The organism is Roseivirga ehrenbergii (genome assembly GCF_001593005.1).
GTDB classification, from domain to species: domain Bacteria; phylum Bacteroidota; class Bacteroidia; order Cytophagales; family Cyclobacteriaceae; genus Roseivirga; species Roseivirga ehrenbergii.
The window spans coordinates 65,938-92,165 of the sequence record NZ_LQZQ01000001.1; the positions used below are offsets into that span (position 1 = coordinate 65,938).

Genomic DNA, 26,228 nt, shown 5'->3' on the forward strand with positions numbered 1-26,228 from the left:
CTATTCAGAATCGTTCGATTCCTCCCACTTTTTGAAGCGAGAAACGTCATTTCTAAAACTTTTCCCTAACCAAACTAGAACAGTAGCATCATCTATAAGTCCGGCAACGGGAATAAAGTCAGGAATAGCATCGATTGGGGTAACAAAATAGATTAAACCTGCCACAAACATTAAAATGGTTTGCCATGGGGTTTCGGTATAAACGCCCTTTACATAGCTAGAAATCATACGCATAATCAAGGATAGAAACTCAACGATTTTCGCTTTAAGTGAATCATCACTACTACTGGCTTCCATCTTCTTTTGAGTATCGGCCAATAACTCTTTCAGCTTTACGCGGTCATTCACAATCTTGCCAGCTTTGGCTTTCATTTTGTCAAAGAACCGTTCTTCTCTTTCGTTTAAATCCTTCTCCTTACTCATACACGATTAAAAAACTTGTCTAATTTCATTTTTTACAAAAGAGAGTGTATCACCAACGGGGTCACTCTCTAGTTTCATCATCTTATCAAAAATAACCTGTGATAAATCAATGGCATTGTTCTCGGCCTTCATTTCTTGAGAAGCGTCTTGAATAACAGCAATAATCATGTTTACCGTATTTCGCACACGCTGCCATGCCTCATCGCTCATATAAACCTGCTGCGAAAGGTTATGGTTTAGCTCTTCACCAATTTCATTCAATAACAAATGCTGGAACTCGAAAGCATTAATCTCCGGGTTGCTCAATCGGAGTAGCATATTATTGGGTGAAATGCGCTCCAGCAACAAACAGGTGCGCTCATAGGCTTGAAGTCGAATGGGCAAAACTGTGTCAGTAGTCTTCATTTTGAGTCCAATCAATTGAGCATCGAACTGTTTTTGCAAAAAATTTCTAACGATTAAATACACAGCATAAAGCACTAGCCCCGCTGGAACTAAAATTTGAATTAAATCGGTGAGGTATTCCATATTCATTTTTAAAGCGACATTCTATTAGGCTGTCGGAAATTGTGAGTGAAAATAATGAGATTATTGGCCAAAGCCATTGATCTAACTAGATTTTCATTTTTTCATTGTTTGAAAAGAAGAACAATCCTGTCATAGAAAAAACCAGAAGTCAATCACTGGCTGCTTTTTATAGTCTGCTAATCGCTTTCTGATCTGCTCTTTTCCCTTTGGCGATGCCACAACGACCATAATTTGTGGGTTTTCCAATTCTTGTATAAAGCTTACAAGCCTCATTAGCACATCGTACACTTCTAAACCAATTTTCTTTTGATTGTTGCATACCCAGTAAAACGACTGACTTCTTTCCTGAAGAAGTTTGGCCATTTCCTTTCCGTTTGTACCAGCCCCCCAAAGCACTAAAGGCCTGGATTCATCACGATCGAGTTCGAAAAAATAGCGCAACTTTAAATCGAAGTAGCGATTATCTTCATACACTTTAAGCGTTCTTGAAATCCTGTCTGGCCTGTCTCGCCAATGGTTAAGCACTTTATTTAAGCCCACGATTTTTAACCCATGTTTGTAAAACCGAAAGCAGAGATCGTAATCTTCTGGATAAACCTCTGGATTGAAAGCCCCAACGGCATCAAAATCGTCTTTGTGCATTAACCAGCACTGAGAAGGAATAGAGCACTCTTTGTAAATCTCCTGGTAATGATTGTCATCTGTCGCGATTTCATTTAGCCAGCGGTCGTAACGTAAAAAACCTTCACCCACTTCACCTTCATCTACAAAATGGGCTGTACCTCCTGCTACTACCGTTCCTTTTCCATACTTCTGCCATTCCTCCACCAGCACTTCTAGTTTATCTGGCGGCATAATATCATCCGAATCCATCCGATTTATTAATTCGCCTTGGGCAAAAGCATAACCATGCTTTAAAGTAGGAATCAGAAAATTGCGTTCGCTATGATACAGCTTAATGCGTTTATCTTGTTGAGCATAGGCCTTCAAAATATCAGGCGTTTCATCTGTAGAATGGTCATTCACGGCAATCAATTCCCAGTGCGGATAAGACTGAGCAATAATAGAATCTATGCATTCGTGCAAATAAGGTGCAGTATCTTTTGCGGCCATAATAATGGACACCAATGGCGATGCGCCAGAGCTATTTGAGTTCATAGAATGCATGTTAATTTTCAGCGGGTTTTATGGGTGCCGAATTCAAGAAATTTGAAATTACCGAAATAAAGGGGCAAAAGCACTGATATTCACATATTCCGAACTCAATCAAATGAGAAGCTCCTCCAGTTTAAAAGATATTCAACAACTTAGGCGGAAGGAATGGAACATTCTCAATTCTGACTAAGTTTACAACTCAAACAAAGTAGTGATATGTCGCAAGTGTTAGAACCAGTAACCATTACACCAAAAGCCTTGGAAGAAGTGAAAAGCATTATGTCTAACAAAAGTATTCCAGAAGGATATGGATTGAGAATTGGCGTAAAAGGTGGTTCTGGCTGCGGTGGAATGGGCTATTTACTAGGCTTCGACAAACCCAAAGAAGGCGACATTACTTATCAAGTAGACGGAGTAAATGTACATGTTGAAAAGCGACAAACCATGTATTTACTAGGCTTAGAAGTCGATTTTTATGAAGGAGCAGATGCAAGAGGTTTTACTTTCGTAAATCCAGACAAGGAAGAATAAGCTTTAAAAGCCTCAACAAAACTCCTATAATTCTTATATTTTGCCAAGCAAATAAACATTATGCTTGACAATACTCATCTAATTAACACGATTACCAAATTTTTAGAACAAATTGGTATTGCTATTCAGTACACACCAATTCAAGAATCAACTTTTTTACCTGGTATTAAGATAGATAAAGGGGTACTTTTTATAGACCAAGACCAACTCAAATACCCAGGAGACCTGCTTCATGAAGCTGGCCACATAGCAGTAATGACACCTGAGGAACGTACTGAGATTTCTGGTAATATTATGGAGCATAAACCCGATAACGAAAGCGATGAAATGGCGGCTATTTTATGGTCGTATGCTGCACTAAAGCATTTAAATCTAGTCCCACAAATTGTGTTTCATCCTGAAGGCTACAAAAACGATTCAGAATGGTTGATCAAAAACTTTGAAAACGGTCAATACATAGGCCTTCCCCTATTGGAATGGATGGGGCTTACCGATTCTGATAGCTTCCCAAAAATGAAATACTGGCTAAGACAATAATTGACTATGCTTAAAGACATTTACGTTTTGGGTACAGGCTTATCACATGATGGTTCTGCTGTAATTCTAAAAAATGGTGAGGTAGCCATTGCCATAGAAAAGGAAAGGCTAAGCCGAATCAAACATGATGGAGGCAATGATAGCCTCGCTATTCAATATTGCTTAGATGCACTCGGAATTACGATGAGCGATATAGCATTGGCTGTTCAGTGCGAGAATTTTGTAATTCCAGAACGAAACCGATTTCAGGGAGAAAGGATATTCAAAAGTTATCCCAAAACACCTCTTCACTCTATTTCTCACCATTTAGCACATGCGTACAGCACCATAGGTACTAGCCCTTTTTCGGCATTTAATATCTTGGTGATTGATGGTTGTGGCAGCCCTTATCAACAATGTACCGAAGATTTATATCCTCTGCTGGAAGACTTAGGGTTTTCTGAAAACGGACTCCATGGTCTTATTTGTGAAAAAGATAGCTTCTACCACTATGATGGTGAAAATCTCAAAGTTCTGTTCAAGGACTTTAGCGAAATGGACATTCCAAAAGGGAATGCAGTTCAGATGCCCACTACCAAACATTCAATTGGTGGATTTTATGCTTACATAAGCCAATATTGCTTCGGAAACATGAGCGATGCTGGTAAGTTGATGGGCTTGGCTCCTTTCGGAAATAAGAACGTGTATACGCAGGAAGCTTTTAGTTTTGAAAATGGAAGAGTGTTTTTGCGCGAAGAGTGGAAAACAAGTCTAAAAAACCCAGCCTTAGATTACCCTACTTTTCAGAAGAGTTTTCAATACTATGCAGATATCGCTTTTTGGGCTCAGAAGGAAGTGGAAAAAGCCATCAACTACATCGTTGAAAGTAGAACTTCATTAAACAGTGATCAGCCTTTATGTTACTCTGGAGGCGTAGCTTTAAATGCTGTAGCAAATGCCAAAATGATTCAAAATGGACTCGTTAACCAACTTTACATTGAACCTGCAGCAGCAGATAATGGACTGGCTTTGGGCTGTGCTTACTATGGTTGGTTAGAATTATTAAAAGGAAAAAGAAAGCAGCACAACGGAAACACTTGCTTTGGTATTTCTTATTCCGATGAAGATGTAGCCAAAACCCTAAAGAGCTCATTCCCAAACTTAAACGTAACGCATTTCAAAAACCGTAGTGAGTTTCTAAGCACTACTGCAAAACTTATTTCTGAAGGAAAAACAATTGGTTGGTTTCAGGATAGATGTGAGTTTGGTCCTAGGGCATTAGGAAGTAGATCAATATTGGCCAGTCCGTTTGATGAAAGAATGCAACTCCATATCAATCAAAACATCAAATTTCGTGAAGACTTTAGACCTTTTGCCCCAGCTGTACTTGCAAAAGATGTTCACCTATATTTCAAACATGGTTTTGAAAGCCCATATATGATTTTAGTTGATGAAGTTAAAGAAGAGTGGAGCAACAAATTAAAGGCAGTTTCACATATTAATGGTTCGGCTAGAGTACAAACCGTAGATGGTAGTTGGAACAAACCTTTTTTCGATCTACTGGTAGCATTAAAAAACATTAGTGGTCATGGAATGGTACTTAACACCTCTTTTAATAAAAAGGGTCAGCCCATTGTTGAAACGCCTCAGCAGGCTATCGAGCTTTTCAACGAATCCGCATTAGATGTTTTAGCCATTGAAAACTACATTATTCAGAAATAGCTTCTGCCAATAACAGGTTTTTAAGCCAGTCATTTAGCTCCATATCCAACACCATATGAACGCGATCTTCTGTGCCACAATTATGAACTGAATGAGGATCAGAAAGTCGGCAATACCAACATTCACCTGCCTTCATAACCACTCTTTTTTTGTTTAGGTAGAACTCCACTTTGTCATTCGTCACTACAGGAACATGGAGTCTTACGATTCCATTTTCTTCATCTAAATCATAATCCCGATGCTCCTTGATTTCAGAACCTGCGCCAAGCTTCATCAGTCTAACACTTGTTATTTTAGTCTGAAAAGCATTGATCACTTCCTTAAAATAATCGCAGTTCTTTAAGAAGGGAGTATCCTCAAAATCGACAACACCAGGAGCAGAAAAAATCATTTGAATAGGGTGTACAGCTCCTTTTGGCCCTCTGAGCGGAATCACACTCCAATCTCCCGAATAATTATCTTTGACAAAATGCTCGGTCCAATCTCCATAAATTTTATCCAAATCATCTATTAATAACTTCTTATCAAACTTGAAAGGCAGTAAAGTTTTTTCGGGCAACATAGATCACAATTTACACTAGAAAAAACTTTTGTGTGTAAGGAATGAAATTATATTTGCCTCAAATAGTCACTATGGTTCAATTCGATATTGTTATTGCTACCTGCGATAAGTATGTAGCTCCAGAGAAGATCACTCCTTATGTGCAGAATGTACTTACTGAAGATCAAATCATACTTTCTGCTTTGGAAAAGAAAGGGCTTAAGGCAGTCCGTAAATCATGGGCTGACCCTGATTTTGATTGGAGTAGCACAGATAAAGTATTGATCAGAACTACATGGGATTACTTTGAGCGCTTTGAAGAATGGCAGCAGTGGCTGGACATGGTTTCAGAGAAAAGCACCCTGATTAACCCCGTAGACTTGGTGCGCTGGAATATGGATAAGCATTATTTGGGCGATCTTCAAAAACGAGGCATCAACATTCCAGAAACGTATTACATAGAAAAGGGTACTACCACTTCTTTGAAAGAATTACATGCATTAACAGGTTGGGAAGAAACCATTTTAAAACCTTGTGTATCGGGTGCATCGCGCCACACTTATAAGTTGAATGCAGATAACCTTGAAGCACACGAGGACATTTTTCAAAAATTAATTCAAAATGAAGCCTTTATGCTTCAGCCATTTCAGAAAAATATTTTTAAAGGCGAAATATCTTTAATGGTAATGGGAGGCCAATTTACCCATGCGGTGCTGAAAGTGGCCAAACCGGGTGATTTCCGTGTGCAGGATGATTTTGGTGGCAGCGTCTACGACTATCAACCCACTCAAGCAGAAATGGATTTCGCTGAAAAAGCAGTTTCCGTTTGCAGCCCAAGTCCTTCTTTAGCCCGAGTAGATATTATTCGCGATAACAATGATGAACTGGCCATAATCGAATTAGAAATGATTGAGCCAGAGCTATGGTTTAGGTTGAATCCGAAGGCTGCTGATGTTTTAGCCAATTGTATTTAGATTTTCTTCGCCATTCAAATGGCCAACTGAGTACTTGGCCAAATTCATAAGTTGATTATTTATTAAAAAACATACCTTTCATACTATCAAACGATAGCGCTATGAAAAGAACATTCCTCTTCGCATTTCTACTGCTGACTTCATTTTTCAGTATAAAGGCCCAAATGGTGAATATTGAAATCAAAACCGAGTTGGGTTCTATTATAGCAGAGCTTTACCCCAACAAGGCGCCTATTACTGTAGCGAATTTCATTAAATACATTGAGAGCCATAAGTTTGATAGCGCCAGTTTTTACCGTACAGTAAGAATGGACAATCAACCGAACAATGATGTGAAGATTGAAGTGATTCAAGGTGGTATTTCATACAATCGTTCGGTGACTTCTTATCCGCCTATTGAACATGAAACCACTGAGAAAACTGGAATTTTGCACAAGGACGGAGTTTTATCTATGGCGCGCGTTGGGCCTGGCACGGCTACTGCCGAGTTTTTCATCTGTATTGGAGATCAGCCCTCTTTAGATTTCGGAGGAAAAAGAAACCCTGATGGGCAAGGTTTCGCCACCTTCGGTAAAGTGGCCAAAGGCATGGATATCGTAAAAAAAATTCAGCAGCGAGAAGACAAAAATCAATACCTAGTAGAGAAGGTTAAGATTTACTCGATTAGTGTTTTGAAATAAAAACTTAAGTCACTTAGTTGATTACTATTTAAGATATCATGGAAAACTCATTCTCTCATAAAATGGCAACCAAGTCCACCGAAGAACTTGAAACCATATTAAAAAACAAAAGAGACTATCAAGAAGATGCCATTCTAGCAGCAATTTGGGAACTCGAAAATAGAGGAGCAGAAACTTCCCAAAAAATAGGTGAAGAAATTACCACCGAAATAACCAAGAAGAAGGAGCAGAAGAAAAGAGTATCTAATTATACCACTGACCCAAATGCTCCAGAACTTTACCCATGGTGGTCTATCGGAGTTATCTCAGTCCTCTTCACCCCTTTAATTGGAGGTATCATGATGGCTATGAATTTCAAGAAAGCCAACATCAAAAAGCAAATCCCGATAGTATTAGCATTCTCCATATTGTTTACCGTCATGGTCGCTTTCATAGTAAACTATGTGAGGACTGAATATAACTCTACGGCCAACTGGGCTAACATTTTAAACTTAATAGGGGCTGCTATTTTAAGTGAATATTTCTGGAAGCAGAAAATTGGAAATGACTTTGAATATCGAAAGAGATCGCCAATGATTCCATTTATAATCTCCATTGCGATAACAGCATTCTTCATTTGGGTATCAACTCTAGGTTAGAGCTTTAGCTTTATATACTTTCCATAAAAAAACCGACTTGAAATTAATCAAGCCGGTTTCCATACATCAACAACCAACAACTATCTTTCTATTCCTCTTCGGGAACATAACTAGCTTCTAATGCCGCTAATTCTTTTTTACCGTAAGCAATTCTTGTGATCACTACATACAATACAGGCACAAAGAAAATGGCCAAGAATGTAGCGGCAAGCATACCTCCAATCACTGTCCAGCCAATGGTTTGACGTGCTACAGCTCCTGCACCATGCGCCATAGCCAAAGGCACAACGCCCAAAATAAAGGCTAGCGATGTCATGATAATCGGACGTAATCTCAGTTTCACAGCATCTAAAGTGGCCGCTATTAATGGTACCCCTCTATCCACACGCTCTTTGGCAAACTCCACAATTAGAATGGCGTTTTTGGCGGCCAAACCAATCAGCGTAATCAAACCAATTTGAGCATAAACGTTATTGTCTAGTTTTGGCAAGAAAGTAAGCGCTACAATGGCTCCAAAAGCACCCAATGGCAAAGCCAAAAGCACAGAAAAAGGCACCGACCAGCTTTCGTAAAGAGCAGCCAATAACAAGGACACCAAGACAATCGCCAAAGCGAAAATCATAATGGTGCTATTGCCAGACGACAATTCTTCCTTACTCAAGCCAGAGAAATCATAACCATAGCCTGCAGGAAGTACTTCCGCAGCCACTTCTTCTAAAGCCGCTAAAGCTTGACCTGAACTATAGCCTGGTGCAGCATTACCGTTAATTTCTAAAGAGCGGAAAAGGTTGTAGTGAGAAATCACTGGTGCGTTTTCTACCACTTTATAACTGATTAAAGCACTCAACGGTACCGCTCCACCTTGTCGGCTTTGCACATAAAACTGATTTAAATCCTCAATTCTAGTTCGATACGAAGTATCTGCTTGGGCTACTACCCTAAAGTTTCTTCCATAGCGGGTGAAATCGTTGATATAGCTACTTCCCATGTAATTCGACATGGTGGCAAATACATCCGAAATATTCACCCCAAGTTTCTTCGCTTTTTCACGGTCTACTTCAACATTATAGCCTGGAGTTTTTGCGGTAAAGAAGCTATAGGCCATAGCAATTTCAGGCCTCTGATTGGCCGCCATTAAGAACTGTCCCATCACTTGTTCCAATTCTTTGATGTCGCCACCAGCTTTTTGTTCTAGCATAAAACTAAATCCACCGGTTTGGCCTAAACCAGGAATGGCTGGTGGTGGAATTACCACAATATTGGCTTCTTTAATCACTCCAAATTTCTGAGTCAACTGACCGATAAGGCCAAATAACTGCTGAGAAGGTTCTTTTCTTTCTTCCCAAGGATCCATTTGAAGGAAGAAAGTACCTGAGTTTGGTTTAAATGAGAAGTTAATCGCATTCAAGCCACCAATACCTGTGGCATTGTTGATGCCTTCAGTATCACTTATGATTTGCGCCATTTCATCCATTACCGCTCTTGTTCTGGCGCTAGACGCACCTTCTGGCAACTCTAATGAAATGAACAAACGTCCTTCGTCTTCAGTAGGAATAAAACCTGTTGGTTTTGACTGGAATAAACCAATGGTTCCTGCGAAAATACAGGCCAATAAAATCAATACCAGTGGAGCTCCTTTAATACTTCTTTTCACTCCATTTGAGTAAGAAGAAGTTACTCTTTCGAACCAATTATTGAATTTGAAGAAGAACTTATTAATGCCTTTTCCATTTTCATTCACTTTAGACGGACGCAACAATAAACTACACAATGCCGGAGTAAGTGTTAAAGCCACAAAGGCTGAAATCAATACTGAAATAGCAATAGTGATGGCAAATTGCTGGTACATTCTACCTACAATACCCGGAATAAAACCTACTGGTATAAAAACCGCAGCCAAAATTAGAGCAATGGCAATTACTGGAGCTGTAATGTCTTTCATGGCGCGCATGGTCGCCTCTTTGGCCGAAAGCTTATAACGGTCGATGTAATGCTGAGCTGCTTCCACCACCACAATGGCATCATCTACCACAATACCAATGGCCAATACGAAACCAAACATAGTCAATGTGTTGATGGTAAAACCTAGCGGCACAAAGAAAATGAAGGTTCCAATAATAGAAACTGGAATCGCCAAGATTGGCACTAAAGTAGCCCTCCAGCTTTGCAGGAAGAGGAACACAACGATAATTACCAAAAGCAATGCTTCAGCAAAAGTGGTCAGTACTTCATTGATGGAAACCTGAACCACAGAAACCGCCTCGAATGGCACGATATAATCCATATCGGCAGGGAAAGCCGCTTTGAGCTCATCCATCGCCTCATAAATTCCTTCAGCAGTATCTATAGCGTTACTGCCCGGTGCTTGGTACACCAACAAAATAGTAGCGTCTTTCTGATTAATAATCGACTGACGACCATAACTGAACTGACCTAGTTCTACCCTTGCTACATCTTTCAAATACACTAAAGAACCATCAACATCAGTTCTCAGAACAATATCTTCGAATTCAGCCTCATTTTCCAATCTACCATTCACGGTAATTGGGTATTCAAAAGCCTGCGATTGATACTGAGGCATTCCGCCCACGGTTCCGGCAGCTACTTGTAAGTTTTGCTCTCGAATGGCAGCCGTTACTTCTGCAGAAGAAATTCCATACTGAGCAAGTTTGTCTGGTTTCAACCAAACCCTCATACTGAAATCTTGACCTATAGAAACAATGTCTCCTACCCCTTTTACTCTCAAAAGAGCATCGCGCACATAGATGTTGGCGTAATTAGAAAGAAACTTAGTATCGTGAGAACCTTCTGGTGAATACAAGCCAATTACCATCATGATACTTGGGTTACGTTTTCTTACCGTAACGCCCAAACGCTGAACAGCCTCTGGCAAAGTAGGCTCAGCAATACTCACACGGTTTTGAACATCCAAAGTGGCAATATCAATGTCGGTACCTACTTCAAAGGTTACGTTCATTTGCATCTGGCCAGTACTCGTGTTGTTCGAGCTAATATAAGCCATGCCCGGAGTACCGTTAATCTGCGTTTCGATAGGTGTGGCTACCGTTTGCTCCACCGTTTTAGCATCTGCTCCAGTATAATTGGCCGAAACAGAAACCACTGGTGGTGTAATATCTGGGTATTGCGTAACCGGCAAGTTGAGTGCCGCCAATGCCCCTACCAGCACAATCACAATGGAAATTACCATTGCCATGACTGGTCGTTTTATAAAAGTTTGTGATATCATTCTTTTTAATTTTTGAAGATGGAATTGATATTACAATTGAGAAGGAAGCATTTCAGGTGCTACTTTGGCACCCTGTCTCAGTTTCTGAATTCCTTCAAAAACGATTTTCTCTCCTGGCTTTAAACCACTGCGCACCGCTATGTTTGCCCCTAGTAAACTTCCCAATTCTAGCTTGCGCTGACTCACCGTATTTTCATTGTCGATTACATACACAAAGTATTCGCCCATTTGCTCGGTTACTGCTTTGTAAGGAATGATTACTTGCTGACCATAATCTTGGTTGATTACACGCATTGAAACCGTCATTCCAGAAATAAGGTCCCGATTCGGATTATCGAATTTCACTCTCAAATTGATCGTTCCTGACTGTCTCCCCACAGCGCGATCCATGGTTACTAATTCTCCAATGAATGGGTAAACCGATCCATCGTGAAAAGAGATGGTAAAAAGTGAATCTGGATTATCATTTCCTTTCATCAAGCGATTGAATCTTGGAATTTCACGTTCACTGATCGAGAAGTTCACCAAAATTGGGTTGTCTGACGACAGGGTGTTCAACAATGGCTGACCAGGTGAAACTTGAGCTCCCAAGCGCACTTGAGAAATACCGATGGTGCCATCGAACGGAGCCGTAACTAAAGTGTAGCTCAAATCAGTTTTTGCGCTTTCTAATTGTGCTTTGGCCGCAGTAACCTGCGACTGTGCCGTAAGCAAATCCGCTTTAGCATAATCTACTTGCTGCTTTGCAATGGCATCTTTTTCAATCAATCGTTCATAACGCTCTACGTCTTTTGTGATTCGAGCCAAATTAGATTCCGCAATAGCAACAGCCGCTTCCGCTTGCTGTTTGGCTGCTACATATTTACTTCGATCGATCTCATAGAGCTTCTGCCCCTTCTTAACAGTTTGCCCATCCTGAATAAAAATATTGGTAATTGTACCACTAATTTGAGGTCTTAATTCTACCTCGTTTTTAGGTACTACTGTGGAAGGATATTCATCTATCGCAGTTACCTGTTTTTGTTCTACCGTAATAGCTTTTACCGCCACAGCCGGAGGTGCAGCTTGTTGTACAGTGGCCTCTGATTTGCCGCATGATGAAATGCCAAATAGCATTACAGCCAAGGTCAATATTGTAGCTTGTGTTCTCATTATTTTGAAATAGTTATTTGCTTGATCAATTGATTTCTATGTTTCCTAAAGCTTTTTTCAGGTCAAGCTTGCTGGCTAAAACCTTATAAAGCGCATTGTAGTGGTTGAGTTGTGAAGTTCTCAGTTCGGTTTCTGCCACAATAAGATCCACGTAGGCTTTGATACCTTCATCATATTGTAACTTGATAATGTTGTACACCTCTTCAGCCAATTCCATGTTTTCCTTTACCGACTCCCACTCATAGAGATTACTTTTGTAAGCAGCCAAAGCCGTTTCGTATTCGGTGTTGATTTGGCTCTCTAAATTGGTTTTGCTTAACTGAAGACGCTCTTCATTGAGTTCGGCAATCTTGATCTGTTGTGTTCTTTTTCCTCCTTGAAAAATTGGTACACCCACAGAAATACCCACCACAGAAGTAGGGTAATTTTTTCGGTACAGATCGGAAAATTCATTATTAAAAAACAACATATTATAACTATAATAGGCCGAAACCTTAGGGATGTATGACCACTTTTGATACTTGGTTTGCAATCCAAATAAGGAGAGTTGCGTTTCCATTTGTTGATGCTCAATTCGATTTTGCACCATTAATTCCTCAGTAGTATCCATCACTGTTTCCTTTTCCATGGCTGCATAATCAAAATCTAAATTCAAATCATTGGGTAATGGAAAACCCATTAGCTGTTTTAAATAAGCAAATTTGGCATCTAAAGAAGTAGCTACTCGATTTCTATCGCTTTTGAGGTTAGAGAGTGATATCCCAGCCCTTTGATAGTCCGTTTTATCTACCAAGCCAGATTCGTAACGGCTTTTAGCATCCTGATACTGTTTTTGCAAACGATTCAGGTTTTCATCTAAAATTTCGAGTTGCTCGTAGGTCAACAGAATATCGTAGTATGCTTTGCTTACCATCACCACGGTATTCACCTTATTTCCTTCAGTATTCTGATCGAGTTGCGAACGTACCAAGCCTTTTGTTTGTGAAGCAAAAAATTGGTCGCGATTAAATAATGTCTGATTTACCTGAAAAAGCAGGTTCGAATTATAATTCTGTCCAAAAGTGATTAGCTGATCTCCAATGACCTGAGTTTGGCGCTTAATATTATGCGAAGCACCAAAATCGGCTGTCACTTGAGGTAACCAACCCGATAAACTTGATTTAATTTCATGTTCCCCAATTTCCTCATCCAGCAATGATTGCTGAATCATGGGGCTATTTTCTAAGGCGTAATCCAAAATCTGGTCTAAGCTGAGTTTGGTATTCATTGGTTGATTTCCTTGTCCAATTGTTAGTTTGGGTACTAGAAAAACCAATAGGCCATAAAGCAAGAATTGCTTAATTCCTCTCATAATAATCTATCTGTTTTAAAGGTTTATGTTTATTCTTTTGTGGGGAAAATCTTACTGTTTCCTAATCGCGTCCCAGGTCATTTCTGCGAGTTGATTAAGGTCGATCCCTCTCTCTGCAATTTTTTCACTAAAGTTCTGCCTGACTTTCGACATGGAATTGACACTTCCGATCACCATAATCGACAGTATGTCTGGTGAAAGTTTTTTTAAGTAGCCCTTGTCAATTCCTTCTTGAAAGAAGTTACTATTCCAATCATGCCAAGGAGAATCTGTATTCTGAATTTCGCGGGTATTGAAAGGTGAAATCATAAATTGTTCAAAGAAACTCTGTATTTCTGGGCGGTCTAAATACAGCGCACTTAAGTTATTCCAGTAGTTGAAAAATCGTGTTTTAAAATCCAACGAAGGGTCATCGCTTCCGCTTACATGGTTAAAAATTATATTCTTTGCGTAAAAGTATAGCTCACCAATCAAGTCATCTTTGCTATCGAAATACGTATAAATGGTACCTGCTGCCACTCCTGCATTTTTCGCCATCATACTCATTGGACAACCATGAAAACCATGATCTTTAATAAGCGATAAGGCACTTTCTAAAATGAGTTTTTTCTTTTCTGCTATGGGTTCCATAAAGGATTTACTTAAACTGAATGAACGTTCAATCAGTATAACGATTGATTAGTTCCCGTGTTGCTAAAAAATTTCAACATTATTTTTCAGAACCAGAGTTAAGGAAGAGTTTTCATGCACGAATGGTTCCTCTGATTCAGTGTTTTTCTCTTGAAAAGAGTAAATTAGACCCTTGTCCTTCTTCTTAAATACCAGTATAAACCTATGACCATAAATACGGCTACCGAAAAAGTAATCCAAAGTCCATGGTTTAGTGGAGTGCCATCTTCTGAAACTCAGCGATTCTTAGCCTTAACAAAACTGGTTCAATTGAAGAAAGGCGATCGTTTTATTGAAGCCGGAGAAACACCCAAGATTTTTGGCTTTGTTACAAAAGGTCTGTTCCGTTTTCTTTATACCGACCAAGAGGGAAAAGAATACACCAAAGTTTTTATGCCCGAACATAGCTTTGTAAGTGCTTATTCGGCCATGGTATTGAACCAAGCTTCGTACTTTTCTATCGAGGCACTGGAAGATTCGGAAGTACTGACCATCAGTTATGCAAGCTGGCTCCGATTGAAAGAAAGCCACCCCTGCTGGAATGAGTTATTGATTAAAGTATTGGAAAAGGCATTCATTATGAAAGAAGCTCGCGAACGGGAATTTTTGTTCTTGGATGCAGAAAGCCGTTACCAAATTTTTCTAGAGCGTTTTCCAAACCTAGAACACAGATTGAAGCAGCATATGATTGCATCCTATTTAGGAATAGCCCCAGAATCTTTAAGCCGCGTAAGAAAAAAAGAGCAGTCTTAACCTAGGTCAATGTTTTGAGTTTTCACGGAGTCTAGTTTTGTCAAAAAAAGATGAAATTTGAAAACAACACCGTATTAATTACCGGAGGAAGTTCAGGCGTTGGTCTGGAACTTGCCCAAAGGCTAATCCAACTCAACAATAAAGTGTTGATCTGTGGCAGCTCACTAGAAAAGTTAGAGCGCACAAAAGCTCAAATGCCTTCTATCGATTATTTGGCTTGCGACTTATCTGAAGAAGAAGGCCCTACAAAACTCTTTGATTGGATCAAGGAAAAACACCCTACCTGTAATGTTTTGGTGAACAATGCAGCCATAACTCATACCCTCGATTTTCATGACACGCCCGATATTTTAGAAGTAGCGAAAAAGGAAATTCAGGTCAATCTAATGGCTCCGATTGCACTCACAAAACTTTTCTCTCCGCTGTTAGAACAAAATCCAAATCCCGCAGTGATTAACATTACATCTGGTTTGGTCTATTCGCCCCGAGCTGTTTATCCGTTTTATAGTGCGACTAAAGCTGCTTTACATTCATTTACTCAAGTGCTCAGAATTCAGTCTTCGAAACGAAATCTTGAAATAATTGAAATATTATTGCCAGTAGTAAATACGCCATGGCACAAGGGCAATCCGCCTAAAATTGCCATTACGGTAGAAAAAGCGGTAGAAGGAATGCTCAAAGGATTGAGAAATGGCCAATCTGAAATTAAGGTGGCAGGAGTGAAAATTCTTTATGCGCTTTTCAGAATAGCCCCCAGTTTTGCGCTGAAGAAAATCAACAGTTTGGGTTCGAAATAAAATAGAACTACCAACTTTTGGAGGGCCGCTTGATATTATTTTTCTAAAAAGGATTGAATGGTTGCGAAAAACTGCTTTTCATTTTCTACAAAAGGAAAGTGACCAGATTTTTGAATGATGGACAGTTGACCATTAGGGAAGCTATCCGTCATTTGTTCGGCATGAAGGCTTGCGGCAGGTTCTTCACTGCCATAGATAATCAACGTAGGGCAGGTGATTTTCTTCAAGTCAGAATAAAGATTGAAGTCAGTTAAATCTGACCCAAGTAAACCAAAAACCTGACTGCGCTGCATATAATCTTGTGGTACAAAGAGCTTGAGCTTACTCAAGTTCGTGGTATCGTACATTTGAGGTCGAAATGATATGCGCAAGAGTTTTTCAATCGCTTTAGAAGGATTTACAGTTTGCAATGCCCCAGACTCCATGATGGTTTGGCGGTCTTCACGATCTTTATTCGTAGCCCTTTCCGAAATACGACCACCTTCTAATTGCCAATCGGCCACGCTGGGCGCAATGGAGTTGGAGAGTATAAGGTGATTTAAATTTTCAGGGTATTTGATACCGTATTTCATAGCCAGCAATCCACCCCAAGAATGGCCGAACAAATTGATTTTCTCTAGCTTCATCGCTTGTCTGATTTGCTCTAAATCCTCCACAAAACCATTCAGATTCATTGTTGCGACTTGTACCTCGACAGAAGACTGACCGCAAGCCCTTTGATCGTAAAAGATAAGTTGGTAGTCTTTCGCGAGCTCTTCAAAATGAGGGAGAAAATAAGAATGCTCCATCACTGGGCCACCATGTACAATCACCAGTGGCTCGCCCTGCCCCATGGTTTTATAGTACACTTGAGAACCGTTGATTTCGAGAAATCCCGTAGTAGTGAGGATTTCCTTTTTACTGAACTGACAGCCAAGTAACACAGAAGAAATGGCGAGTAAAAGTAGGGTTCTCATAAGTTCTAATGTTGATTAAAAACTTCCCGTTTCCAGATCCTTCGTTCCTCAGGATGAAAAGCGGTGTGCGCCAACTTCCTGAATCATATAAAGCCTTGGAGTTCCTTGATCTTTTTACGATTTCGTACTCTGCTAACCCCCTACCCTTTTGGCATTATAGCCTTCCGATTGGAGCAACTGGAGTATTTTATCTCTAAAGTCTCCTTGAATTAAAATCTCCCCATCTTTGGCCGACCCACCTACACCACATTTCTGCTTGAGTAGTTTACCCAATTCTTTCAAATCGTCATCGGTACCGACAAAACCTTCTACAAGGGTTACTTGCTTGCCTCCACGGCTTTTTTTGTCTAACATCACCTTCAACTTTTGAGCACTAGGCGCTAAGGTTTCTTGAGTGAAATCGTTTTCATATTCGTATTGGAAATCATCACTGGTAGAATAAACCACACCAGAGCGTCCCTTATCTCGATTACTTTTCTTGGCCATTTTCAAAAATAAGAAAGCCCGAGCAATTTCGGGCTTTAAGTATTGAAATTCTGATTTTGGATCTATCGCTCCCTATTTCTTCCTAGAGAGCGTCCAAACTGGAATTTGAGAATGATTCACCAAATCTTCAGCAATACTTCCGCTCAATAAATGTAGCAAGCCGGTTCGACCGTGTGTTCCAATGGCAATCATATCTGCATTAACATCTTCGGCATAAGCTAAAATCCCCTCTTCTTCAGAAGTCTCATTATAAATTGCGGTATGCACATTGGCCAATTGATGGTCGTTGATATACCTTACAAACTCATCTTGCATTTGACGCTGAGTATGGAAATCGTTGGTGGTATTAATTTTCACTAAATGCAATTTAGCTCCGGTTAATGCTTGTAGCTTTTTAAGCTCTACAAATAGTCTTGATTGCTCTTCGCGTAAATTGGTAGCCAACACTATATTCCGAATGGTATTCAATTTTACTTCTGACTTGATAGTAATTACAGGACATTTGGCATGACGCACTACTTTTTCAGTATTCGAGCCAATTAACACTTCATCAATCCCACTTACACCTTTAGAACCCATCACAACCAAATCAGCCTGATGATCGGCAATGGCCTTTGAGATACTCTGATACGGGTTCCCTATCTCCACAGAACCTGTAATATCAATTCCTGCATAAGCCTTACTTTCCACAAGATTTCGCATGTTTTCCTTGGTTTTATCATGCAATTGCTTCAAGAAAAAATAGTCCTCCGATTCATTGGCAATACCATCACCCATAGTATTGAAAGTATGGTTTTGAGGCCCTTCAATAATATGAATGGCTTGAATTTGAAGTTTACCTTTTTTAGCCAATTGAGCAGCAAAATTCAAAGCATATTTAGACTGCTCAGAAAAATCTATGGGTACAAGGATGGTTTTCATGGTTTTAGTTTTTTAGTGATTCCATATTATCAACCATGAATTACCGAAAATGGTTAGATAATTTTAATGATGTACGTCATGTTTTTAGAACTTCCAGTTTTAAAAAGAAAGTTTATTCCTCCAAATATAATGCCCAGAAAAGATACACATACAATCACCAACTCACAACATTTAATGATCTGAAGAAGAATATTTGGCGGCTAATAGCGATGATATACCTAACTTTACGGCCGTTTACCCAATGGGGGTAAAGAATTGAAAAGCGGAATTACGAATATGAAAGAAGTATATAAAAAGTCAATCGACCTACATAACAACCTCAAAGGGAAAATTGAAATCACCAATAAAATGGATGTAAACAGTAAGGATGACCTTTCTTTGCTTTATTCGCCAGGAGTTGCTCAACCTTGTTTAGAAATAGAGAAAAATCCCGAGCTGGCCTACGACATGACCATTAAAGGCAATACTATTGCCGTGATTACAAATGGAACAGCCGTTTTAGGTTTAGGTAATATTGGAGCTTTAGCATCTCTACCCGTAATGGAAGGTAAAGCCATGCTCTTTAAAAAATTCGCGGGGGTAAATGCCTTTCCTATTTGCTTGGATTGCGATGATACTGATGACATCATAGATACCATTAGAAGAATCGCCCCTGTTTTTGGAGGTATTAACCTTGAAGATATTAAAGCGCCTGAAAGCTTTATTATTGAAGAAAAACTACAAGACCTTGGTATTCCTGTTTTTCATGACGACCAACATGGAACGGCCATTGTAACCCTTGCGGCTTTGATTAATGCAGCCAAAGTAGTTGGCAAAAAAGTAGAAGACATGAAAGTGGTGATCAATGGGGCTGGTGCTGCGGGAATTGCCATCGCTAAGCTTTTGCGTTGCTACAATGTAGAATCTGAACTTTGTGTTTCAATTAAACAATTGATCGTTGCCGATAGTCAGGGCGCTATTCACAGAAGAAGGTACGACTTAAACTCAGCTAAAACTGAGCTTTTAAAGTACTCAAACTTCCAAGATGTAGAAGGTGATATTCATGAGATTATTAAAGGTGCCGATGTTTTTATTGGAGTGAGCAAGGGAGATGTGCTTACCAAGGCAGATATTCAGAATATGGCCAAAGATCCTATCATTTTCGCTATGGCTAACCCTGAACCTGAAATTCACCCAGAAGAAGCTTTTGAAGGTGGAGCAGCCATTGTCGGTACGGGTAGAAGTGATTATCCTAATCAGATCAATAATGTTTTGGCCTTCCCTGGTATTTTCAAAGGTGCTTTGAAAGCCCGTGCAAAAACCATCAGTACTGAAATGAAACTAGCCGCTGCCTTTGCTATTGCAAAGAGTGTTGAGCACCCTACCAAAGATCAGGTGATTCCTTCTGCGCTAGATACTTCTTTGGCGGATGTTGTGGCCAACGCGGTTGAGCAAGCCGTATATCATGAAAGAGAATTAGAAGCCGAAATCGAAAGAGAAGAAACCAAATTAAAAGGCTAAATTCATGTAGTGAAATTATCCAATTGTTCACTATGCGACATTTGATAAATAAACTTTGAACCAGCAGCCAGTATGCTCGGTTAAATTGAGGTAAGCTTCCTAAAACAGGAATAGCTTACCTCAATTTTAATTTTAAGCCTATGAAAGCCATTTGGAACGAAGAAGTAATTGCAGAAAGTAACGACACCATTGTGATTGAAGGAAACCACTATTTCCCACACGATTCAATCAAAAAAGAATACTTCACAAAAACAGACACGCATACCACCTGCCCATGGAAAGGAGTAGCCAGTTATTATACTATTGAAGTAAACGGTAGCGAAAACCCAGATGCAGCTTGGTTCTACCCAGAAACCAAAGAAATGGCCAAAGGCATCAAAAACTATGTAGCTTTTTGGAGAGGGGTGAAAGTTGAAGAGTAAACTTTAGTACTTTAAGGGCTACTTTTTAATCTTAGAACTTCAAACATTAAATGGAGACCTTTCTGAACGTAGCTCTGATATGCTTGCTTGTTATTGGTATAGTAGTTTTCTTAAAGAGTCCATTAGAGATTATCCGTAATTTCTTTAAAGCACTTGTAAGGTTCTTAGATCCTTTAGATATTTTCACTGAACGACTATTTAAGAGTAAAGATGAAGCACCTAAGTCCAAACACTTTAAGAAGATTATAAAGGGAAATAATAGTCAAAACAAACTCAAAATAGACTCTAGCGAGCTTTCTAACTTCATTATAATCAAAGGTGATTTTGCGCACTCAGTAATTAAAACAGACCTAGAAGAAGCCCTTCTTCATCTCGAAAATGGGGCTTCGATTGAGTTCGCAATTCACAATAAGGGAAAAACTATTATTGCTCACTTAACGCAAGTGGATAGCATTGCCGATTTAATGTTTATTGTTCAATTTATGGCAAACAGTTATGGAGCTGACAACACTTTTGGATTCCAACGAAGTCAAAACCTCAGTTTATTCTTTATGTCATATACCGAGCAAGATCTAGTCAATATTATAGGAGGAATGACTAGTACAAATGAGCGATTCTTTTTCTCCTTTGAAAACTCTAAAATGGACATGAACACTGTCTATATAGACCAATCGGTGGATTTACCAAAAAGCTTAAATACCGATTTTTTTGAACACCTTACTGAAGACATAGAAACTTCTTAATAACACAATTTTCAACTCATCCTTTCTAAGGCCTCTTTCTTGTATTTCCTTCCAATAGGAAGTTGTTGGGTTTGAACTTTAACATAATCGTGGCCGAAGGCTTCGACTTTATTTTTGTTTACCAAAAATGAACGGTGAATCCGAATAAACCATTCTGGAAGCTTTTTCTCTAAACCACTTATTTTTTCTTTGGTAATCACGACCCCAGTAAGCGTGTTGATTTTAACATAATCGGCAAGGCTTTCTATATAAAGAATATCATCAACTGAAATTGAAACGGCTTCGCGGTTTGACCTTACTGTGATGGTTTGTAATAGGTTTTTCTGATTTGCTTCCTCCAAAGCTGCAATTCTGGCATCTCGTTTAAGGTTCGCTCGGTATACTCGAATAAAAGAGAATAAAATAGCTATAAAATAGATAATGACTCCTAACTGCAATACATCGCCAGCCACAGGGCTCATCCGATTCCAATTGAAATCGGTGAGAAACACAAAGGCTGACATGGCAATAAGGCCCGATAAAAAAACAGACACCACCACGGTGTAAAAAGTATAAAGCACAAACCAGAAGTGTCTTTTCGTTTCTAAATATCGCGGCACCAAAAAAAGGTTGAAAAAATATGATGTGGCAATTGCCACAGGCATAAGCATAGAAGTGAAGTAAAAAGAATCGAGATAATTACTCCATTTCAAACCAAACAAAAGGTTTAAAAAAAGGAAGACTAATGCCCAAAATATGACTTGACGAGAATGCTTGATCATTATTCAAGATTAAGTAAAACGTTAACTAATTCCGCTCCTTTCTTACTATTTTAACCCAAATATCGACTAACGACAAGTATACGGATGGATATGACTTACACTTTGAGAAGCTTCCTTAATAGCTTTGAAAGCAAGTATTAACCCTTAAATATTCAAATTATGCTAGAGTTATTTTTTTCAGGAAGTAAGTTGTTCATGGGCATTCAAACTATCGTTGCCGTAATCATGATCGTTTTGTCGGTTCTTAGTGCTAAAGCTGTTTTAGCCAATCAGGTGAATGAGAATTCACAACGAAAGATAAGCCTTATAAAAGAGGTAGGCCTGTTTGCCTTTATCATCGGGTTATTGGCCAGTGCCATGGACTTGATGGGGGCACTTCAGGCCATTGAAATGGCTGGGGATATATCTCCTAGTTTATTGGCCGCTGGTTTGAAAATCTCTTTTATCACGCCTACCTACGGATTGATGATCTATACTTTGTCTTTGCTTATTTATTTTGCTCTGAGGGCACTGACCAATAAAGCAACAACTGAATAATCACCGTTTCTCATTCGCACAAAAAATCCCCAGCCTATTGCTAGACTCGGGGTTTACTTTTTGATTTCTATAGAACTTATCGTTGGATCAGGATTTTCTTGCGGGCAAGTTTGGCTCCATCCTGAACAACGATGGTATGCATACCTTCTGGCATTTTTCGCACATCAATGGTTAGTTTATTTGTAGCTTCTGTGAGCACTTTCATCACCAGTTGTTTTCCGGAATTATCTACCATTTGAACTTTTGTTCCTTTTCTCAAGGTTTCGTCAAACTCTAAATAGACGTAGTCTGAACTTGGTATTGGATAAACATTCACCGCCAAAGTATACAATACGTCTTCAATGCCTGTAATAATCACCTCTTCTGCTACTGAGGTGGCTGAACAGTTGTTCGTATTGCTTATGACAACGCTATAGTTACCCGATTCTGTCGGGCTAAAGCTATTACCAGTTGCTTCGTCAATATTCACCCCATCTTTCATCCATTGGTAACTTAGTCCAGTAATAGCGGTTACAGAAAGTACATTGTCTGTGTTTGTAATTACTGGTACAGCCAAGGCATCAAATACCGTTGCACTGACTGGCACTCTGAGTTTCGATTCTGTTCCGCTGACCACTCCTGCTACATAAAATGTTGATGATGTTTGAAGATCAACTGTATAAGTTGCTTCGCTAGAAAGTGAACTTCCACCCAGCGGTGCAGCATACCATTTATAACTATCGGCTCCTGCTGCTGATAAACTCACAGAACCTGACCCACAATTACTTCCATTAGTGACAGTAACATTTGGCGCCAACACCTTGATTGGTATGTCAATCGTTTTGGTATCTACTCCTCCATTGGCTGTGCCACCATCATCTTGAACGGTTACCTGAATTGTTCCCGTGCCCTCTTGATCTGTCTCTGTTTCAAAAGTCAATAAGGCTGTGGTTTTGTCGGCACTTAAAGTCACGCTATTTGACTTAATTACACCAGACTTTGTCGAAGTAATGGTGATTGTTTGATTTGCGTCCTCCCCTGCGCTCAAGTCTGTGAGGGTAATACTCAGGCTTCCCAAGTTTTTCACCACCTGTATTTCAGCATAAGCATCAATTGTTGGCGCTTCGTTTACATCTGTTACAGTAACCATAAACTCCTTTTGATAGGTCGCATTATGGTTATCAGTAACAAGTACAGTAACCGTATAGCTGGCCTTTTCCTCAAAGTTGAAGCTACTGCTGGCATATAGTTTAGCATCTGTAATGGTAAACGAACCATTGTCTGTAGTGCCAGTAGGCAAACTATACCGATGTGTATCAGTCGGGTTTTGGTCAGTTACTGAAAGCTCACCAATCAAAGTAGCTTCGGCTGAATTTTCAAAAATAGTATTGGCGGAAAGCGCCATTGCCTCTGGAGCAATATTTATAATGGCCAGTTCAGCAGTAGCCACTTTGGCGTAGTTACGCTCATCGATAACAGCCTCTAAAGCATAAGTTCCTACGGCAGATGGCGCACTTGTTTGTCCCGCATATGTAAGCGTGAAATTAAGCCCTGATGGCACAGTAGTGACCGTGACAGGTTTTGCTTCTCCGGTGTTAATGAAACTCAATGCGCCAAACTCGATGGATGCTTCTGCCTTGGCGATATTCACCTCGAAACTTGTAGTAATCATCCCTCCTCTTGTATCCGTTGCTTTTAAGGTTAAGGTGGTAGTTCCTGCATTAACTACTGACAGCTTAAGAAGCCCATCTGCTGAATTGATAACAGAAGTAACTACAACAGAATTATCCGAGTTGGTAACCACTTCATAAGTCAACTCTGAATCTGAATTTTCTGCATCAGAGAAGTAATCGAACAAAGCAATATCCATGGTTTTATCTACCGCAAAGATTTCTTCAACATTTGGTATGGTAGTTACTGTAGGTAGTGTGTTTGGTTGACTCATACCCAGTGGTATTTGATAAGTAACCTCATCTCCAATTCCATCATTCAGCCTAAAAGTCAACTCTGTTATGCCTTCAATATCCTCAGGAGGAGTTCCCATTAGAGTATATTCATAGGAATATTTAATCAATCTAACTGCACTTGAGGTCTGATCAGCAAGTAGAAATGATCCATAGTTAAGAGAAGAAATATCCATAGCAGTACGCCATCCCATATTGGATAAATCACCATCGACATGATCCCTCACCACCATTCTGCTCAGGGTTAGTTTCCCATACTCATCATAACCCTCCAAAAACTGATCCTTTAAACTTATAAAGCCCCCTAAGCCATCCAGATGAAAGTGTATTAGGGATCCCCGAAGCACGGGACTTTGTGCTGTTGGAAAAATAGTTTCAACTACTCCATTTCTTAACCTTCTTAATTTAGCTTCAAACCCTTCATAAACTATCAAATCTCCTTTACTGTTAAGTCTTATTTTCTTCAACAACTGAAACCCTGAACTCAAATATGGACCATCTACTGATGTAGATAATCCACCAGCATAAGTTGTTACGAGCCCAGAAGAGCTAACATGCTTAATTTTACGGGAGTCAACATCAGCCACAAAAAGACCATCCTTGCCATCAGAAATAAAATCAGCTATCACCTTAAACCTCGCTTGATCTCCTTGACCATCAACATCACCTGGAGCTTTGTCAACTGCTCCAACGAATAAAGTAAGCTCACCATCCTTAAACTCAAATATTCTGCTGTAATCTGAAACAAATAATCTACTCCCCGAAAACCTAATCCATGCAAATTCAATTATGTTAAGGGCATTCTTATTTTGAATTGTATATAGAGTCTTTATTTCTTCTCCATCAAATACTCTGAGATACCTCCCATCTATGAAATAGTAATTATCTTCATTGTCTATAGCTACACTTCGCAAAAAATAGGTGCCAGTTGCATTTTGTAAGTTACCGTCTTTACCAGTCCCATAAGACCTTGAGTCATCATCGAGGTTTAACTTAAAGATGGTGGTTGCTTCCATCTTAACTGTCTTATTCAAACTAAGCCAATCTGGTAGGTTGTCAACCTGAAGACTTACCGGATCACCATCATCGTCTTTAATGGACAAATTCAACTCTATGAGAGTGGCTTCCTTTACTTGAATCTCATCAAGGTCTAGCTTTGGTAAACTATTGGTTTGAGATTGACTAAAAGTACAAATTAAAATTCCGATTAGACTGATTAATAAAACCCTCATTAGTTGAAATAAATATTTAAGAGCAAAATAAACCAATTCCTTATTTACTCAATAGATAACAATTAAAAAAAACACATTTATATAAAAAAAATTTGGGCAAACTATCTTCCCTGCTTGAAAATTGACACGAATTTTGGATGATCATTGATAGAAACACAACTGTTGGAAGTTAGTTAACACTATTGTAGGACGGACCTCATGAGGATACAACAAAAAATCCCCAGCCTATTGCTAGACTGGGGATTAATTATTAAGTCAAATTATCTTTACTTCTTATCCGCTGTAAAACTAGCGCTCATGTATTCACGGTTCATACGTGCTATATTATCTAAGCTAATGCCTTTAGGGCATTCCACTTCGCAAGCTCCCGTATTAGAGCAGTTACCAAAACCTTCATCATCCATTTGTTGTACCATATTGAGTACACGCTCTTTAGCTTCTACTTTACCTTGAGGAAGTAGTGCAAACTGTGATACTTTGGCAGAAACAAATAGCATGGCCGAAGAGTTTTTGCAAGAAGCTACGCAAGCTCCACAGCCAATACAAGTAGCCGCATCAAAAGCCTTATCTGCATCTGCTTTTGGAATTGGAATAGCGTTAGCATCTTGAGTGTTTCCTGAAGTGTTCACACTCACAAAACCACCAGCCGCCATAATGCGATCAAAAGCGCCTCTGTCTACTACTAAATCCTTAATTACAGGGAATGCTTTAGCTCTCCATGGCTCGATGTAAATCGTTTCACCATTTTTAAACTCACGCATATGTAGTTGGCAAGTAGTAATCTCTCTACCTGGCCCATGAGCTTCTCCATTAATATACATTGAGCAACTACCGCAAATACCCTCTCTACAATCATGATCAAAGGCAACTGGGTCTCCCCCATCGTTGATCAATTTTTCATTGAGAATATCCATCATTTCAAGGAAAGAGCTATCTGGCGAAATATCAGATACCTGATAGGTTTCCATTTGGCCTTTCACTTTATCGTTCTTTTGTCTCCAAACTTTCAGTGTAAGATTCAATCCGTTTGCTGTTGACATATTTTCTGAT

26 protein-coding genes are annotated in these 26,228 nt (G+C 39.5%); 12 read left to right on the plus strand and 14 right to left on the minus strand.

Annotation, left to right across the window (positions count from 1 at the left end; genetic code table 11):
• The 3 genes from MB14_RS19190 to MB14_RS00295 form a co-directional block, all read right to left on the minus strand.
• The gene (locus tag MB14_RS19190; protein WP_062587500.1) at positions 1-423 is read right to left on the minus strand and encodes a YkvA family protein; all 423 of its coding nucleotides are present in this window, start codon (positions 421-423) and stop codon (positions 1-3) included.
• Between the two features lie 6 nt (positions 424-429).
• Entirely contained in the window at positions 430-951 is a 522-nt protein-coding gene (locus MB14_RS00290) for a DUF7935 family protein (RefSeq protein ID WP_062588143.1), read from the minus strand.
• Positions 952-1,080: 129 nt separating this feature from the next.
• Positions 1,081-2,109 carry a glycosyltransferase family 2 protein gene (locus tag MB14_RS00295; RefSeq protein WP_246032624.1) on the minus strand — a complete coding sequence of 343 codons (1,029 nt, stop codon included), beginning with the start codon at positions 2,107-2,109 and terminating at the stop codon, positions 1,081-1,083.
• A gap of 222 nt (positions 2,110-2,331) precedes the next feature.
• Here MB14_RS00295 and MB14_RS00300 point away from each other — a divergent pair, with 222 nt between their 5' ends.
• The 3 genes from MB14_RS00300 to MB14_RS00310 are packed head-to-tail and all read left to right on the plus strand — an operon-like array spanning position 2,332 to position 4,875.
• Positions 2,332-2,637: a HesB/IscA family protein gene (locus MB14_RS00300; RefSeq protein WP_157608557.1), complete on the plus strand. Its 306-nt coding sequence runs from the start codon at positions 2,332-2,334 to the stop codon at positions 2,635-2,637.
• A 60-nt stretch (positions 2,638-2,697) separates the two neighbouring features.
• Positions 2,698-3,174 (plus strand): hypothetical protein, encoded by a 477-nt coding sequence (locus tag MB14_RS00305; RefSeq protein WP_062587502.1) that lies wholly within the window; start codon positions 2,698-2,700, stop codon positions 3,172-3,174.
• Between the two features lie 6 nt (positions 3,175-3,180).
• Positions 3,181-4,875 (plus strand): carbamoyltransferase family protein, encoded by a 1,695-nt coding sequence (locus MB14_RS00310; RefSeq protein ID WP_062587504.1) that lies wholly within the window; start codon positions 3,181-3,183, stop codon positions 4,873-4,875.
• Here MB14_RS00310 and MB14_RS00315 read toward each other — a convergent pair.
• Positions 4,862-5,437, minus strand: a complete 576-nt coding sequence (locus MB14_RS00315) for an aspartyl/asparaginyl beta-hydroxylase domain-containing protein (RefSeq protein WP_062587507.1) — start codon at positions 5,435-5,437, stop codon at positions 4,862-4,864. The genes MB14_RS00310 and MB14_RS00315 overlap by 14 nt on opposite strands.
• 41 nt (positions 5,438-5,478) lie before the next feature.
• Here MB14_RS00315 and MB14_RS00320 point away from each other — a divergent pair, with 41 nt between their 5' ends.
• The 3 genes from MB14_RS00320 to MB14_RS00330 all read left to right on the plus strand — a co-directional run bounded on the left by MB14_RS00320 (position 5,479) and on the right by MB14_RS00330 (position 7,708).
• Complete coding sequence (locus MB14_RS00320) at positions 5,479-6,390, plus strand: ATP-grasp domain-containing protein (protein ID WP_221405444.1); 912 nt, start codon at positions 5,479-5,481, stop codon at positions 6,388-6,390.
• Positions 6,391-6,491: 101 nt separating this feature from the next.
• Positions 6,492-7,070, plus strand: coding sequence for a peptidylprolyl isomerase (locus MB14_RS00325; protein WP_062587511.1), 579 nt, complete (start codon positions 6,492-6,494; stop codon positions 7,068-7,070).
• Positions 7,071-7,108: 38 nt separating this feature from the next.
• Positions 7,109-7,708, plus strand: a complete 600-nt coding sequence (locus tag MB14_RS00330; protein WP_062587513.1) for a hypothetical protein — start codon at positions 7,109-7,111, stop codon at positions 7,706-7,708.
• A gap of 88 nt (positions 7,709-7,796) precedes the next feature.
• Here the strand turns inward: MB14_RS00330 and MB14_RS00335 are convergent, their stop codons facing one another.
• Genes MB14_RS00335 through MB14_RS00350 form a run of 4 tightly spaced genes read right to left on the minus strand, consistent with a single transcriptional unit; the run spans position 7,797 to position 14,088 of the window.
• Positions 7,797-10,955, minus strand: coding sequence for an efflux RND transporter permease subunit (locus tag MB14_RS00335; RefSeq protein ID WP_062587516.1), 3,159 nt, complete (start codon positions 10,953-10,955; stop codon positions 7,797-7,799).
• A gap of 30 nt (positions 10,956-10,985) precedes the next feature.
• The gene (locus MB14_RS00340) at positions 10,986-12,107 is read right to left on the minus strand and encodes an efflux RND transporter periplasmic adaptor subunit (RefSeq protein WP_062587517.1); all 1,122 of its coding nucleotides are present in this window, start codon (positions 12,105-12,107) and stop codon (positions 10,986-10,988) included.
• Positions 12,108-12,132: 25 nt separating this feature from the next.
• Complete coding sequence (locus MB14_RS00345; protein WP_062587520.1) at positions 12,133-13,458, minus strand: TolC family protein; 1,326 nt, start codon at positions 13,456-13,458, stop codon at positions 12,133-12,135.
• A 51-nt stretch (positions 13,459-13,509) separates the two neighbouring features.
• On the minus strand, positions 13,510-14,088 hold the full coding sequence (locus tag MB14_RS00350) for a TetR/AcrR family transcriptional regulator (RefSeq protein ID WP_062587521.1): 579 nt from the start codon (positions 14,086-14,088) through the stop codon (positions 13,510-13,512).
• 204 nt (positions 14,089-14,292) lie between these two features.
• Here MB14_RS00350 and MB14_RS00355 point away from each other — a divergent pair, with 204 nt between their 5' ends.
• The gene (locus MB14_RS00355) at positions 14,293-14,880 is read left to right on the plus strand and encodes a Crp/Fnr family transcriptional regulator (RefSeq protein WP_062587523.1); all 588 of its coding nucleotides are present in this window, start codon (positions 14,293-14,295) and stop codon (positions 14,878-14,880) included.
• 50 nt (positions 14,881-14,930) lie between these two features.
• Entirely contained in the window at positions 14,931-15,677 is a 747-nt protein-coding gene (locus MB14_RS00360) for an SDR family oxidoreductase (RefSeq protein ID WP_062587524.1), read from the plus strand.
• Positions 15,678-15,712: 35 nt separating this feature from the next.
• On the opposite strand, the gene MB14_RS00365 is transcribed toward MB14_RS00360, so the two are convergent.
• The 3 genes from MB14_RS00365 to MB14_RS00375 all read right to left on the minus strand — a co-directional run bounded on the left by MB14_RS00365 (position 15,713) and on the right by MB14_RS00375 (position 18,040).
• The gene (locus MB14_RS00365) at positions 15,713-16,633 is read right to left on the minus strand and encodes a proline iminopeptidase-family hydrolase (protein ID WP_062587526.1); all 921 of its coding nucleotides are present in this window, start codon (positions 16,631-16,633) and stop codon (positions 15,713-15,715) included.
• 132 nt (positions 16,634-16,765) lie between these two features.
• A complete protein-coding gene (locus MB14_RS00370; protein WP_062587528.1) occupies positions 16,766-17,119 on the minus strand; it encodes a translation initiation factor in 354 nt (117 codons plus the stop codon).
• A 72-nt stretch (positions 17,120-17,191) separates the two neighbouring features.
• Positions 17,192-18,040 carry a universal stress protein gene (locus MB14_RS00375; protein ID WP_062587530.1) on the minus strand — a complete coding sequence of 283 codons (849 nt, stop codon included), beginning with the start codon at positions 18,038-18,040 and terminating at the stop codon, positions 17,192-17,194.
• 276 nt (positions 18,041-18,316) lie between these two features.
• Between MB14_RS00375 and MB14_RS00380 the strand changes: the two genes are divergently transcribed.
• The 3 genes from MB14_RS00380 (at position 18,317) to MB14_RS00390 (ending at position 20,705) form a co-directional block, all read left to right on the plus strand.
• Positions 18,317-19,540, plus strand: coding sequence for an NAD(P)-dependent malic enzyme (locus MB14_RS00380; protein ID WP_062587533.1), 1,224 nt, complete (start codon positions 18,317-18,319; stop codon positions 19,538-19,540).
• Between the two features lie 140 nt (positions 19,541-19,680).
• A complete protein-coding gene (locus tag MB14_RS00385; protein ID WP_053223786.1) occupies positions 19,681-19,962 on the plus strand; it encodes a DUF427 domain-containing protein in 282 nt (93 codons plus the stop codon).
• 50 nt (positions 19,963-20,012) lie between these two features.
• Positions 20,013-20,705, plus strand: a complete 693-nt coding sequence (locus MB14_RS00390; protein ID WP_062587535.1) for a hypothetical protein — start codon at positions 20,013-20,015, stop codon at positions 20,703-20,705.
• An 11-nt stretch (positions 20,706-20,716) separates the two neighbouring features.
• Here MB14_RS00390 and MB14_RS00395 read toward each other — a convergent pair whose 3' ends face one another.
• Positions 20,717-21,466, minus strand: coding sequence for a LytR/AlgR family response regulator transcription factor (locus MB14_RS00395; protein WP_062587537.1), 750 nt, complete (start codon positions 21,464-21,466; stop codon positions 20,717-20,719).
• Between the two features lie 159 nt (positions 21,467-21,625).
• On the opposite strand from MB14_RS00395, the gene MB14_RS00400 reads away from it, so the two are divergent.
• Positions 21,626-22,003, plus strand: a complete 378-nt coding sequence (locus MB14_RS00400; protein ID WP_062587539.1) for a MotA/TolQ/ExbB proton channel family protein — start codon at positions 21,626-21,628, stop codon at positions 22,001-22,003.
• Positions 22,004-22,079: 76 nt separating this feature from the next.
• Here MB14_RS00400 and MB14_RS00405 read toward each other — a convergent pair whose 3' ends face one another.
• Together MB14_RS00405 and MB14_RS00410 are read right to left on the minus strand one after the other, a co-directional pair.
• The gene (locus MB14_RS00405; protein ID WP_062587541.1) at positions 22,080-25,178 is read right to left on the minus strand and encodes an MBG domain-containing protein; all 3,099 of its coding nucleotides are present in this window, start codon (positions 25,176-25,178) and stop codon (positions 22,080-22,082) included.
• A 266-nt stretch (positions 25,179-25,444) separates the two neighbouring features.
• Positions 25,445-26,200, minus strand: a complete 756-nt coding sequence (locus tag MB14_RS00410; protein ID WP_221405447.1) for a succinate dehydrogenase/fumarate reductase iron-sulfur subunit — start codon at positions 26,198-26,200, stop codon at positions 25,445-25,447.
• Between the last annotated feature and the right edge of the window lie 28 nt (positions 26,201-26,228).

What these genes read in the sequence shown, in the direction of transcription:
- MB14_RS19190 (WP_062587500.1), bottom strand. Translation starts at nt 423, where the DNA reads ATGAGTAAGGAGAAGGATTTAAACGAAAGAGAAGAACGGTTCTTTGAC.
- MB14_RS00290 (WP_062588143.1), bottom strand. Translation starts at nt 951, where the DNA reads ATGGAATACCTCACCGATTTAATTCAAATTTTAGTTCCAGCGGGGCTA.
- MB14_RS00295 (WP_246032624.1), bottom strand. Translation starts at nt 2,109, where the DNA reads ATGAACTCAAATAGCTCTGGCGCATCGCCATTGGTGTCCATTATTATG.
- MB14_RS00305 (WP_062587502.1), top strand. Translation starts at nt 2,698, where the DNA reads ATGCTTGACAATACTCATCTAATTAACACGATTACCAAATTTTTAGAA.
- MB14_RS00310 (WP_062587504.1), top strand. Translation starts at nt 3,181, where the DNA reads ATGCTTAAAGACATTTACGTTTTGGGTACAGGCTTATCACATGATGGT.
- MB14_RS00315 (WP_062587507.1), bottom strand. Translation starts at nt 5,437, where the DNA reads ATGTTGCCCGAAAAAACTTTACTGCCTTTCAAGTTTGATAAGAAGTTA.
- MB14_RS00320 (WP_221405444.1), top strand. Translation starts at nt 5,479, where the DNA reads ATGAAATTATATTTGCCTCAAATAGTCACTATGGTTCAATTCGATATT.
- MB14_RS00325 (WP_062587511.1), top strand. Translation starts at nt 6,492, where the DNA reads ATGAAAAGAACATTCCTCTTCGCATTTCTACTGCTGACTTCATTTTTC.
- MB14_RS00330 (WP_062587513.1), top strand. Translation starts at nt 7,109, where the DNA reads ATGGAAAACTCATTCTCTCATAAAATGGCAACCAAGTCCACCGAAGAA.
- MB14_RS00335 (WP_062587516.1), bottom strand. Translation starts at nt 10,955, where the DNA reads ATGATATCACAAACTTTTATAAAACGACCAGTCATGGCAATGGTAATT.
- MB14_RS00340 (WP_062587517.1), bottom strand. Translation starts at nt 12,107, where the DNA reads ATGAGAACACAAGCTACAATATTGACCTTGGCTGTAATGCTATTTGGC.
- MB14_RS00345 (WP_062587520.1), bottom strand. Translation starts at nt 13,458, where the DNA reads ATGAGAGGAATTAAGCAATTCTTGCTTTATGGCCTATTGGTTTTTCTA.
- MB14_RS00350 (WP_062587521.1), bottom strand. Translation starts at nt 14,088, where the DNA reads ATGGAACCCATAGCAGAAAAGAAAAAACTCATTTTAGAAAGTGCCTTA.
- MB14_RS00355 (WP_062587523.1), top strand. Translation starts at nt 14,293, where the DNA reads ATGACCATAAATACGGCTACCGAAAAAGTAATCCAAAGTCCATGGTTT.
- MB14_RS00360 (WP_062587524.1), top strand. Translation starts at nt 14,931, where the DNA reads ATGAAATTTGAAAACAACACCGTATTAATTACCGGAGGAAGTTCAGGC.
- MB14_RS00365 (WP_062587526.1), bottom strand. Translation starts at nt 16,633, where the DNA reads ATGAGAACCCTACTTTTACTCGCCATTTCTTCTGTGTTACTTGGCTGT.
- MB14_RS00370 (WP_062587528.1), bottom strand. Translation starts at nt 17,119, where the DNA reads ATGGCCAAGAAAAGTAATCGAGATAAGGGACGCTCTGGTGTGGTTTAT.
- MB14_RS00375 (WP_062587530.1), bottom strand. Translation starts at nt 18,040, where the DNA reads ATGAAAACCATCCTTGTACCCATAGATTTTTCTGAGCAGTCTAAATAT.
- MB14_RS00380 (WP_062587533.1), top strand. Translation starts at nt 18,317, where the DNA reads ATGAAAGAAGTATATAAAAAGTCAATCGACCTACATAACAACCTCAAA.
- MB14_RS00385 (WP_053223786.1), top strand. Translation starts at nt 19,681, where the DNA reads ATGAAAGCCATTTGGAACGAAGAAGTAATTGCAGAAAGTAACGACACC.
- MB14_RS00390 (WP_062587535.1), top strand. Translation starts at nt 20,013, where the DNA reads ATGGAGACCTTTCTGAACGTAGCTCTGATATGCTTGCTTGTTATTGGT.
- MB14_RS00395 (WP_062587537.1), bottom strand. Translation starts at nt 21,466, where the DNA reads ATGATCAAGCATTCTCGTCAAGTCATATTTTGGGCATTAGTCTTCCTT.
- MB14_RS00400 (WP_062587539.1), top strand. Translation starts at nt 21,626, where the DNA reads ATGCTAGAGTTATTTTTTTCAGGAAGTAAGTTGTTCATGGGCATTCAA.
- MB14_RS00405 (WP_062587541.1), bottom strand. Translation starts at nt 25,178, where the DNA reads ATGAGGGTTTTATTAATCAGTCTAATCGGAATTTTAATTTGTACTTTT.